This window comes from Phenylobacterium sp. (genome assembly GCF_036502675.1).
Taxonomy (GTDB): Bacteria; Pseudomonadota; Alphaproteobacteria; order Caulobacterales; family Caulobacteraceae; genus Phenylobacterium.
In genome coordinates this window covers 1-9299 of the sequence record NZ_DASXYF010000042.1, presented here as the reverse complement: position 1 = coordinate 9299, position 9299 = coordinate 1, and the positions used below count along the sequence as shown (strand labels likewise).

8 protein-coding genes and 1 pseudogene are annotated in these 9299 nt (G+C 71.4%); 6 read left to right on the top strand and 3 right to left on the bottom strand.

Annotated elements, in window-relative coordinates; genetic code table 11:
* From VGL30_RS04695 to aat, 3 genes are all read left to right on the top strand, one after another.
* The coding region (locus VGL30_RS04695) for an acetyl-CoA carboxylase biotin carboxyl carrier protein (protein WP_331537292.1) at window positions 1–191 on the top strand (191 nt) is incomplete at its 5' end.
* 3 nt (window positions 192–194) lie between these two features.
* On the top strand, window positions 195–1541 hold the full coding sequence (gene accC / locus VGL30_RS04690) for an acetyl-CoA carboxylase biotin carboxylase subunit (protein WP_331537290.1): 1347 nt from the start codon (window positions 195–197) through the stop codon (window positions 1539–1541).
* Window positions 1542–1740: 199 nt separating this feature from the next.
* Window positions 1741–2490, top strand: a complete 750-nt coding sequence (gene aat, locus VGL30_RS04685; protein WP_414694954.1) for a leucyl/phenylalanyl-tRNA--protein transferase — start codon at window positions 1741–1743, stop codon at window positions 2488–2490.
* Window positions 2491–2525: 35 nt separating this feature from the next.
* Here aat and VGL30_RS18760 read toward each other — a convergent pair.
* Window positions 2526–2891: pseudogene (locus VGL30_RS18760) on the bottom strand (DUF2155 domain-containing protein); the annotation flags it as partial.
* Window positions 2892–3102: 211 nt separating this feature from the next.
* Window positions 3103–3504: an NADH:ubiquinone oxidoreductase subunit NDUFA12 gene (locus tag VGL30_RS04675; RefSeq protein ID WP_331537294.1), complete on the bottom strand. Its 402-nt coding sequence runs from the start codon at window positions 3502–3504 to the stop codon at window positions 3103–3105.
* Window positions 3505–3737: 233 nt separating this feature from the next.
* On the opposite strand from VGL30_RS04675, the gene VGL30_RS04670 reads away from it, so the two are divergent.
* The 3 genes from VGL30_RS04670 (at window position 3738) to VGL30_RS04660 (ending at window position 7405) form a co-directional block, all read left to right on the top strand.
* Window positions 3738–5873: a ribonucleotide reductase gene (locus VGL30_RS04670; protein WP_331537286.1), complete on the top strand. Its 2136-nt coding sequence runs from the start codon at window positions 3738–3740 to the stop codon at window positions 5871–5873.
* Between the two features lie 101 nt (window positions 5874–5974).
* Window positions 5975–6463 carry a pentapeptide repeat-containing protein gene (locus VGL30_RS04665; RefSeq protein WP_331537284.1) on the top strand — a complete coding sequence of 163 codons (489 nt, stop codon included), beginning with the start codon at window positions 5975–5977 and terminating at the stop codon, window positions 6461–6463.
* A gap of 99 nt (window positions 6464–6562) precedes the next feature.
* Window positions 6563–7405 carry a pentapeptide repeat-containing protein gene (locus VGL30_RS04660; protein ID WP_331537281.1) on the top strand — a complete coding sequence of 281 codons (843 nt, stop codon included), beginning with the start codon at window positions 6563–6565 and terminating at the stop codon, window positions 7403–7405.
* Window positions 7406–7416: 11 nt separating this feature from the next.
* On the opposite strand, the gene aspS is transcribed toward VGL30_RS04660, so the two are convergent.
* Window positions 7417–9195 carry an aspartate--tRNA ligase gene (gene aspS / locus VGL30_RS04655; RefSeq protein WP_331537279.1) on the bottom strand — a complete coding sequence of 593 codons (1779 nt, stop codon included), beginning with the start codon at window positions 9193–9195 and terminating at the stop codon, window positions 7417–7419.
* Between the last annotated feature and the right edge of the window lie 104 nt (window positions 9196–9299).

Here is a 9299-nt window from a genome sequence, read left to right as displayed (position 1 = left end):
AGCCCAAGCCTGGCTCCGATCCCTTTATCCGCGTCGGCGACCGGGTGTCCGAGGGCCAGACCCTGCTGATCGTCGAGGCCATGAAGACCATGAACCCGATCCCCGCGCCCCGGGCCGGCACGGTCGCTCAGATCATCGCCGGCGACGCCGAACCGGTCGAGTTCGGCGAACCGCTGATCGTTCTCGAGTAGGCCATGTTCGACAAGGTCCTCATCGCAAACCGCGGCGAGATCGCGCTGCGCATCCATCGCGCCTGCAAGGAGATGGGCATCGCCACGGTGGCGGTTCACTCCGAGGCCGACGCCAGCGCCATGCATGTGCGCCTCGCCGACGAAAGCGTCTGCATCGGGCCGGCCGCGGCAGCCAAGTCCTACCTCAACATCCCGTCGATCATCGCCGCCTGCGAGATCACCGGCGCCCAGGCCGTCCATCCCGGCTACGGCTTCCTGTCGGAAAACGCCCGCTTTGCCGAGATCGTCGGCGCCCACGGCTATACCTTCATCGGGCCCAAGCCCGAGCACATCCGCATGATGGGCGACAAGATTTCGGCCAAGCAGGCGGTCAAGGCGGTCGGCATTCCCGTGGTGCCCGGCTCCGACGGCGCGGTGACCGCCGAGGAGGAGGCCTTCGCGGCGGCCGAGGAGATCGGCTTTCCCGTCCTGATCAAGGCCGCGGCCGGCGGCGGCGGACGCGGCATGAAGGTGGCCCTGGACCGCGACGGCTTGGCCGAGGCGGTCTCGACCGCGCGGGCCGAGGCGCGTGCGGCCTTCGGCGACGACGCCGTCTACATGGAGCGCTATCTCCAGAAGCCTCGCCACATCGAGCTGCAGGTCATCGCCGACAGCCACGGCAATGTCTGCCACCTGGGCGAACGCGACTGCTCGCTGCAGCGCCGCCACCAGAAGGTGCTGGAGGAAGCCCCCTCGCCGGTCATCGACGCCGCGGCGCGGGCCAGGATCGGCAAGGTGGTCGTCGATGCCGTGAAGGCGATCGGCTATCTGGGGGTCGGCACCATCGAGTTCCTGTACGAGGACGGCGAGTTCTTCTTCATCGAGATGAACACCCGACTGCAGGTGGAGCACCCGGTCACCGAGGCGATCACCGGCATCGACCTGGTGCGCGAACAGATCCGCATCGCCGCCGGCCTGCCGCTGTCGTTCAGCCAGTCCGAGGTGGTGTTCGAGGGCCACGCCATCGAGTGCCGCATCAACGCCGAGAACCCGCGCACCTTCATCCCGTCGCCGGGCCTCGTCACCGACTTCCACGCCCCCGGCGGCCTGGGCGTGCGGCTGGATTCGGCGATCTACGCCGGCTACACGATCCCGCCCTACTACGACAGCCTGGTAGGCAAGCTGATCGTCCACGGCCGCGACCGCGAGGAGTGCGTCGCCCGCCTCAACCGCTGCCTGGGCGAGATGGTGGTGGGCGGGATCGAGACCACCATCCCCCTGTTCCAGGACCTGCTGCACGAGCCGGACATCCTGAACGGCGACTACGACATCCACTGGCTGGAAAACTGGATGAAGAGCCAGGCGGGCTGACGGAACAGCAGGTCAATCCAAGTTCATGGCGTCATGGCCGGGCTTGTCACCGATGAACACCGACTCGCAGATCCGTCCTGGGCTTGCGTGTTCATGGATCCCGGGCATTCCGCGCGCGCCGCGCTTCAGCCGAGGACGCGTTCGGAAGAAGTTCCTCAACGCCATTCAACCCTGGCCGATTAGCCTCTAGACCGGGACGATGAAGTCCTTCGGCGTCCGCGACCTGCTGCTCTGCTACGCGCGCGGCGTGTTCCCGATGGCCGACTCCCGCGACGACGAGCAGATCTTCCTGATCGACCCGGAACGGCGCGGCGTGCTGCCGCTCGACCGGTTCCACGTCTCCCGGCGGCTGGCCCGCACCGTGCGCGGCGACCACTACGAGGTCCGCACCGACACCGCCTTCGACGCGGTGGTCGCTGCCTGCGCCCAGCCGCGGCCCGGGCATCCGGACACCTGGATCAACGACACGATCCGACGCCTCTACGGGCAGTTGCACCAGCTCGGCCACGCCCACAGCGTCGAGTGCTGGAAGGACGGCGCCCTGGTGGGCGGCCTCTACGGCGTCTCGCTGAAGGCCGCCTTCTTCGGCGAGAGCATGTTCTCGCTGGCCCGCGACGCCAGCAAGGTGGCGCTGGTGCACCTGGCAGCCCGGCTGATCGCCGGCGGCTACCGGCTGCTGGACACCCAGTTCCTCACCGAGCACCTGACCCAGTTCGGGGTGACGGAGATCAGCCGCCGCGACTACCGCCGCAGGCTCGCGCGCGCCCTGGCGGCCGACGCCGACTTTCAGGTCTTGGGCGCAGGCGGCGGGAGCGAAAGGATCGGCGGCGGCGCCGGCGCAGGCTCGGCCGCCGGGGCTGCAGGCCTGGGCTTTGCGGCGGGACGGGGCGCCGACGCCGGGATCAGCGCCGGCGCAAGGGCCTTGCAGGTAATCACCCAGGCGTCATAGACCGGGTGCTCCAGGGGATTCAGCCCCGGGGACGAGGCGTACATCCAGCCGCGGAACGCCTGGCGCGGCGGCGGCACGGGTTTGCCGGGCGCCGGGCGTGGCTGCGAATCGATGGTCAGGTAGGCGATGGAATCATCCATCGCCTCGTCGGGCGCCGCACGTTCGCAGGCCTTCACCGTGAAGATCAGGCTCTTGTAGCGCACCGGCTTGCCGACCTCGGCCTCGAACCGGATGCTTTCGGCGGTGACCTTGTCCAGCGCCTGCAGGATGGCGACGTTCGACCGCGCGCGCTTGACGGCCTCGGCCGGCTTTTCCGCCACATGGGCGGCGGGGGGCGCGGCCGGGGCCACCTCGGCGGCCTGCACCGGCGGCGCGGAGACCGGCGCCGGCGGAGCCACCATGACGGGCGGCGCCTCTTCCGGCGGCGGCGCCCCGGGCGGCAGTCCGGAGGCGTCGGGGCCGGGCGGCGGCGTTGTCGGGGCCACGGTCGGCGGGGGCGGGGCCGGCTGGGCGCTGGAGAGGCCTGCGCAGGCCAGCCCCAACAGCACGGCGCCCGCAGCCACGGGCGTGATCAGGCGAAGGACACGGGAGGGAGCGGACATCGCCTGGGGCCTAGGGCTTCCAGGCCTCATAGTCGCCGGAGGCGGCCTGGCGCTCGCCGCCCCGGGCCAGCGAGCCCTGCGGCCGGTAGGCGTAGATGGTGCCGGTCAGGTTGGGCAGATGCTCCTTCTCCCAGGCCCGCTGCGGCAGCGGCTCGACCGTGGGGGGGTCGGCGAAGGTGTGGTGCAGCCAGCCGTGCCACTCCGGAGGCACCTTCGAGGCCTCGGCGTAGCCGTTGTAGATCACCCAGCGGCGCTTCAGCCCCTTGTCGAAGCTGTCGCGATCGTCGCGCGCCTCGTAATAGCTGTTGCCCAGTTCGTCCTTGCCGATGAACAGGCCCCGCTTGCTGACGGTGAACCGCACCCCGATCGTCGCGCCGTTCCACCAGGTGAAGATCGATTTCAGGACGTTGATCAAGGGCGCGACGCTTCGGGCTGAGGGCTGCAGGCGGCGGGACTATAGGTCTGCGGCCGGGCAGCGTCCAGCGGGCAGCCGTCTGCCAGATCTTGCGGTGGGAAGCCGCAGATCCACAACATCTATTGCCCACATCCGGGGTGGCGCCTAACCTCGCCTGGCATGGGAACTTGCCGATGACTCACCGGACCACCGGACCGCGGACCCTGACCGCCTGTGGAGACGCAGGCCGCTTGGCCCAAGAGCTCGCCGCCTTCGAAGCCGCCCACAGGGGCGAGCGGCTGGCGCGCATCGCGGCGGAAACCCTGACGCTCCGGCTCCAGGCGGTGATCGACGCCGTCCTGCGCTGCGAGGGCGACGTCGAGGCCTGCGCCGACCCGGCGCGCAACGCCAACCTGGCGCGCGCGGCCGAGACGGCCCGCGCCGCCGGCGCACCCGACGCCCTGATCCTGGACGCCGTGGCCCTGGCCCGGGCCGGCGAGGACCGCTGGACGGCCACGGCGGCGGCGGAAGCGGACGACGCCCTGGCCCTGGTCGTCGCGGTCTCGGACGCGGACCTGGCGGGCGAAGCCGGCCCACGCCTCGCCCGCGCCGCCTGGGAGACCGGACGCATCGCCGTGGCGGCCGACGTGCAAGCCGCCGAAGCGCTGGCCGCCGCCGTCGCCGGTACGCGGGCGACGGTGGACCTGGGCGCCTTCTGGGCCGGCGACCGCTACGACGGCGCCGCCCTGGCCGACGCCCTGCGACTTGCGGCCCGGTCCCCGGCGACGGGCAAAGCCGCCGGTGTGATCAGCCTGGCCGGACTCGGCGACTGGCTGGCCGTCCAGGGGCTCGACTACGACTCCGGCGCCGGGCGCGCCGCCGCTTGCAGGCTCTATGCCGAGGCGCGAGAAGCCCTGCAGGGCGCAGGCCTCGCGGCCGGCCTGGCTGTCCTCGACGATCCCGACCTCGCCGCCGGCCCCTGGCGCGGACCGGTCGTAGCGACCGAAGCCGGCCGCGACCTGTCGTTCGCCGCCCAGCGGGGGCTGGCCGTGTTGGGCGCGGACCTCGACGCCGCGCGCCGTCGCCTGCTGGGCGCCGGCAGCATCTCCGAGGCGCCGGGTATCGACCACCGGGCGCTCCGGACCCGCGGCTTCACCGACCACGAGATCGCCGCCGTAGAACTGGCGCTACCCGCCGCTCGCCGGCTCCCGGACGCCTTCCGCGCCGAGGTGCTGGGCGAAGGGTTTCTCCGCGACGTCCTGGGGGCGACGGCGGAAGACCTCGCCGACCCCGCCTTCGACGTTTTCGCCCTGGCCGGCTTCGACGCCGAGGCCGTCGCCGAGGCCGAGGCGCACGCCCTGGGCGCAGGCGCCCTCTCCGACGCGCCGTTCCTCTCCCCGGAACAGCGCCGGGTCTTCCGCAGTCCGCAGGAGATCGGCGAGGCGCCGCGCCTGGCCATGCTGGCGGTCCTGCAGCCCCTGCTGGCCGCGCCGGCCCTGGCCGAGATCGTCCTGCCCTGGGCCGCGAGCCCCGAGGACGCCCGACGGCGCCTCGTCGAAGCCCGCGCGGCAGGTCCCTTCGCGCTGCGGCTGCGGCGCGAGCCGCCGCCGCAGGACCTCGTCCTCGACTGGCCGAAGGCCGTCGAACCCGCGCCGAAGCCCGCCCGCGAACATCCGCAGCCCGAGCGGGTCGTGGAGCGGATCGTCGAGCGCGACCGCAGCCGCCGCAAGCTCCCCGACCGGCGCAAGGGCTATATCCAGAAGGCCGCGGTCGGCGGCCACAAGGTCTACCTGCACACCGGCGAGTACGATGACGGCGAGCTGGGCGAGATCTTCATCGATATGCATAAGGAAGGCGCCGCCTTCCGCTCGCTGATGAACAACTTCGCCATCAGCATCTCCATCGGCCTGCAGTACGGCGTGCCGCTGGAGGAGTTCGTCGAGGCCTTCGTCTTCACCCGCTTCGAGCCGGCGGGTCCGGTCAGCGGCAACGACTCGGTGAGGTCCGCCACTTCGATCCTCGACTACATCTTCCGGGAGCTCGGGGTCTCCTATCTGGGCCGCAACGACCTGGCCAACGCCGACCCCGCGGCGCTCAACGCCGACGGCCTGGGCCGCGGCGCGGCGGACGGCGACGCCGCTGACGACGGCGATCCGGGCGCGCCGCAGCCGGCGTCCCGGTTCATCTCCCGCGGTTTCTCGCGCGGCGCGGCGCCCGACAACCTGGTATTCCTGCCCCTCGCCCGCCCGCGCGGCGCGGGCAGCCCGGAGGCGGCCGACGTCTGCGCCGCCTGCGGCGACGTGGCGGTGGCGCGCAAGGGCGCCGCGCTCATCTGCGAGACCTGCGGGACCCGCGCCGGACGCCGCGACGAAGACGCGGCCGGTTGAACCCTGCGTTCACGGATCAGGTTTAGAAGGCCTGCGGCGCGATGGCCGCCGCCTTGCAGGCGGCTTCGTATGACAATGACGTTGGAGAGGCGTGTTCCAATATGAGACCGCTCGCGATCCTGGGCCTCGTCGGCCTGCTGGCCGCCGCCCTTCCCGCTCAGGCGCAGAACGCCGGCCAGGTCGGCCGCGCCCGCTCCGGCGCAAGCTGCCCCAGGTGTAACCTGTTCCAGGCCGACTTCGGCGGGCTGGAGATGCGCGCCCGCAACTTCTCCGGCGCGCGGCTGCGCCAGTCGGACCTCAGCCTCTCGGTGATGAACCGCACCAGCTTCGCCGGCGCCGACCTGCGCGACGTGGAAGCCTATGGCGGGGTGTTCACCGGCGCGAGCTTCGCCGGCGCCAACCTGACCCACGCGTCCTTCGTGGGGACCTACCTGCAGGGCGCCGACTTCCGCGGGGCGGTGCTGGAGGGCGCGAACTTCTCCGGGGCCGAAATGAGCCGCGCCACCGGCCTCAACCAGGCCCAGCTCAACCGCGCCTGCGGCGACCGCTCGACCGCGCCGCCGCCCGGCCTGCATATTCCGGTTTGCTGATTTCCGGTTTGTGATTCGGGGGTTACGGCGAATTAAGTGGGCGCGGCCTGCCTGATCTGCGCACATGGCGCGACCCCTTCAGCCGCGAGCCGCCGCCCTTTGCCGACCCGTTCCACCTCGCTCCTCCTGGCCCTGGCGGTCGTGGCCTGGGTCGCCCCGCGCGCCATGCTGGCGGGCGACCGGGAAGTGGCCCGCGTGGTCTCCTTCGGCGGCGCCTGCGCCCGGTGCGAACTGTCGGGGCGCAAGCTGGCGGGCGCGCAGTTCATCGGCGCCAACTTCACCGGCGCGGCCCTGGTCGGCTCGGACCTGCAGGGCTCCCGGTTCCTGGGCTCCAACTTCGCCGGCGCCGACCTCTCCCATGCCGACCTGAGCGACAGCGCCATGCTGGGCGCCAACTTCTCCGCCGCCGTCCTGGCCGGCGCGCGCCTGCGGGGCGCCGAGCTGAAGGGCGTGAGCTTCCTGGGCGCCAACCTCTCCCGCGCCGACCTCGGCGAGGTGCAGGCCACGGGGGCCGACTTCACCCGGGCCAACCTCTACGGCGCCGCGCTCCGGGAGGCGCAGCTCGCCGGGGCGATCCTGGCCGGGGCCGACGCCCGCGAGGCCGATTTCCGCGGCGCGGCCCTGCAAGGCGCCGTGCTGGCCTTCGGACGCTTCGACAACGCCTCCTTCCTGAACGCCGAACTGCAACAGGCGGTGATGACCGGCGCCAGCTTCGCCGGCGCGGACTTCCGCGCCGCCGACCTGAGCCGCGCGGTGATCGCCGGCGCCGACCTCTCCAAGGCCCGCGGCCTCAGGCAGGAGCAGCTCGACGCCGCCTGCGGCGACGGCAAGACCCGGCCCCCGGACAAGCTGGTGGTGCGCGCCTGTTCGGGGATCAGGGTGCTCGTCCAGCGGGTCCCGGCCGCCGCGGCGCCGCGGCGCCTGGTGGCGGAGGAACCGTAGGATCCCCGCCGTCAGGCCTTGATCGGCGGTGTCACCAGAATATGAAGTTCTTTCAGCTGCTTATTGGTAACTTCTGACGGCGCGTTCATCATCAGGTCCTGGCCCTGCTGGTTCAGCGGGAAGGCGATGACCTCGCGGATGGCCGTTTCGCCGGCCAGCAGCATGACGATGCGGTCGATGCCGGGCGCCAGGCCCCCGTGCGGCGGCGCGCCGTGGCGGAAGGCGTTGAGCATGCCGCCGAACTCCGCTTCCACGACCTCGGCGCCATAGCCGGCGATCTCGAAGGCCCGCAGCATCAGCTCCGGCCGATGGTTCCGGATCGCGCCCGAGCAAAGCTCGTAGCCGTTGCAGACGATGTCGTACTGGTAGGCGAGGATCTCCAGCGGATCCTTGCCGTTCAGGGCCTCCAGTTCGCCCTGCGGCATCGAGAACGGGTTGTGCGAGAAGTCGACGCGGTTGGTCTCCTCGTTCATCTCGAACATCGGGAAGTCGACGATCCAGACGAACTCGAAGCGGTCCTCGTCCACCAGCTTCAGGTCGGTCCCCACCTTGGTCCGGGCGGCGCCGGCGAACTTGGCGAACACCTTCGGATCGCCGGCCGCGAAGAAGGCGGCGTCGCCCTGCCCCAGTCCGAGCTGGTCCATGACGGCGGCAGCAGCGTCGGGGCCCAGGTTCTTGGCGATCGGGCCGCCCCAGCCGCCCTGGTCCTCGCTCCAGAAGATATAGCCCAGGCCCGGTTGGCCCTCGCCCTGCGCCCAGGAATTCATCCGGTCGCAGAAGGCCCGGGAGCCGCCCTTCGGCGCGGGGATCGCCCACACGGCGTTCTTGCGGTCCTCGAGGATACGCGCGAACAGGCCGAAGCCGCCGCCGCGGAACCGCTCGGAGACGTCCTGCATGACCAAGGGATTGCGCAGGTCCGGCTTGTCGGTGCCGTACCTGGTGATCGCCTCCCGGTACGGGATGCGCGGAAACGGATAGGGCGTCACCGGCTTGCCCTGGCCGAACTGCTCGAAGACCCCGTGCATCAGCGGCTCGATGGCCGCGAACACGTCCTCCTGGGTGACGAAGCTCATTTCCACGTCGAGTTGGTAGAACTCCAGGCTGCGGTCGGCGCGCAGGTCCTCGTCGCGGAAGCAGGGGGCGATCTGGAAATACCGGTCGAAGCCGGAGACCATCAGCAGCTGCTTGAACTGCTGGGGCGCCTGGGGCAGCGCGTAGAACTGGCCGGCGTGCAGGCGCGAGGGGACCAGGAAGTCGCGCGCGCCCTCCGGCGAGGACGCCGTCAGGATCGGCGTCTGGAACTCCAGGAAGCCCTGGCCGATCATCCGGTTGCGGATCGACTGGATGACCTTGGAGCGCAGCACGATGTTGCGGTGCAGGGTCTCGCGCCGCAGGTCGAGGTGCCGGTTCTTGAGGCGGATCTCCTCAGGATAGTCGGGCTCGCCGAACACCGGCAGCGGCAGTTCGCCCGCTTCGCCCAGCACTTCGGCCGCGGAGACGCGGATCTCGACCGCGCCGGTGGGCAGGTTCGGATTGACCGTCTCGGCGGTGCGCGCGACGACCTCGCCGTCGACGCGGATGACGCTCTCGGCGCGCAGGTGCTCGACGATGGCGAAGCCGGGCGTCGAGGGGGCCAGGACCAGCTGGGCCAGGCCGTAGTGGTCGCGCAGGTCGATGAAGATCAGCCCGCCGTGGTCGCGCTTGCGGTGGATCCAGCCCGACAGCCGGACGGATTTGCCGGTATCGGCGGCGCGAAGCTCGCCGCAGGTGTGGGTGCGGTAGGCGTGCATCTCTTCGGAAGTTCGGGGTGATTACAAGCCGCGGAAGGGCGCATGGGCGCCCAGGAATGTCAAGGCGGCGGGCGCGCGGCCGCTGGAACCCCGGCGAGGCTCGG

Bases quoted from the DNA above. Each gene is read 5' to 3' on its own strand.
- VGL30_RS04665 (WP_331537284.1), top strand. From the start codon at position 5,975: ATGAGACCGCTCGCGATCCTGGGCCTCGTCGGCCTGCTGGCCGCCGCC.
- aat (WP_414694954.1), top strand. From the start codon at position 1,741: ATGAAGTCCTTCGGCGTCCGCGACCTGCTGCTCTGCTACGCGCGCGGC.
- aspS (WP_331537279.1), bottom strand. From the start codon at position 9,195: ATGCACGCCTACCGCACCCACACCTGCGGCGAGCTTCGCGCCGCCGAT.
- accC (WP_331537290.1), top strand. From the start codon at position 195: ATGTTCGACAAGGTCCTCATCGCAAACCGCGGCGAGATCGCGCTGCGC.